Genomic DNA, 1780 nt, shown 5'->3' on the forward strand with positions numbered 1-1780 from the left:
GGTGAGCAGGTTTTCACCCATCCCCGTCACGAGTACACACGCCGATTGCTGGCTGCGGTACCGCGGCCGCCGGCGGATCACGGATAAAGTCGGTGGGCATGACCTACCGAACCTCCCGAGCAGTCGCAAAATCGCATAAACCGCCCGCGTCGCGTGCGATTCTGCGTCTGCTCGGCGTCGGCATGGCCGCCGCGCTGGTGCTGACCGGTTGCTCCAGCCCGGACAGCGACGTGCCTTCCGCCGGTGGTGACGCCGAGATAGGTGCGACCGCCGATATCAACCCGCAGGATCCCTCGACGCTGCAGCAGGGTGGCAATCTGCGGCTCTCGCTGTCGGGTTTCCCGCCCAACTTCAACTACCTGCACATCGACGGCAACCTCGCGGACCTCGGCGCGTTGTTGCGCGCCACGCAGCCGCGGGCCTTCTTCATCAGGCCCGACGGGGAGATGACGGTCAACGAGGACTACTTCACCAGCGTCGAGCTGACCAGCACGGACCCCCAGGTCGTCACCTACACGATCAACCCGAAGGCGGTCTGGTCCGACGGCACGCCGATCACCTGGGAGGACATCGCGGCCCAGATCAACGCCACCAGTGGCAAAGATCCGGCATATCTGTTCGCGGCCCCGAACGGCAGCGAGCGCGTCGCGTCGGTGACCAAGGGCGTCGACGACCGGCAGGCCGTCATCACCTTCGCCAGGCATTACGCCGACTGGCGAGGCATGTTCGCAGGCAACAGCATGCTCGCCCCCAAGGTGATGACCGAGACTCCGGAGGCGTTCAACACCGGCTTCCTGGACGGGCCCGCCCCGTCGGCCGGGCCGTTCACGATCACCTCGGTCGACCGCGGCGCACAGCGAATCGTGTTGAGCCGCAACCCGCAATGGTGGGGCACCCCGCCGGTTCTGGACTCGATCACCTACACGGTGCTCGACGACGCGGCCAAGATCCCGGCCCTGCAGAACAACGCGCTCGACGCAGTCGGGCTGGCGACGCTGGATGATCTGACGATCGCCCGCCGCACCGACGGCGTCTCGGTCCGGCGGGCACCGGCGCCGAGCTGGTACCACTTCACGTTCAACGGCGCGGAAGGGTCGATCCTGTCCGATCCGGCGCTCCGGACGGCGATTGCCAAAGGCATCGACCGCCAGGCCATCGCAACGATCACGCAGCGTGGCCTCGTCGACAACCCGGTACCGCTGAACAACCACCTCTACCTCGCGGGCCAGGAGGGCTACCAGGACCACGCCATCGCATTCGACCCGGAGGCCGCCAAGCGTGATCTGGATGCGCTCGGCTGGACACTCGGCGGCGACGGCCAGTTCCGCGAGAAGGACGGCCGCAGGCTCACCATCCGCGACGTCTTCTACGACGCGCAGAGCACCCGCCAGATCGGTCAGATCGCGCAGAACAACCTGGCGCAGATCGGTGTCGAACTGCAGTTGAACGCTGTCGCCGGCGGCACCTTGTTCAGCGACTACATCACGCCGGGGAACTTCGACATCGCCCAGTTCGTTTGGGTCGGCGACGCGTTCCCGCTGGGTGGCCTGACCCAGATCTACGCCTCAGACGGCGAGAGCAACTACGGCAGAATCGGCAGCCCGCAGATCGACGCGAAGATCGAGGAGACGCTCTCCGAGCTGGACCCGGCCAAGGCCCGCACCCTGGGCAACGAGCTCGACGAGATGATCTGGGACATCGGCTTCAGCCTGCCGCTGTTCCAGTCACCGGGCAACTTCGCGGTGCGCAGCAACCTGGCCAACTACGGCCCGACCGGTAT

General features: G+C 66.5%; 1 protein-coding gene. It reads left to right on the top strand.

Annotated features, from left to right (window positions below):
* Positions 1-182: 182 nt before the first annotated feature.
* The coding region (gene oppA, locus WA944_RS10190) for an oligopeptide ABC transporter substrate-binding protein OppA (RefSeq protein WP_526371170.1) at positions 183-1780 on the top strand (1598 nt) is incomplete at its 3' end.

Origin of the sequence: Mycobacterium sp. (genome assembly GCF_049683355.1) — a bacterium.
Classification (GTDB): domain Bacteria; phylum Actinomycetota; class Actinomycetes; order Mycobacteriales; family Mycobacteriaceae; genus Mycobacterium.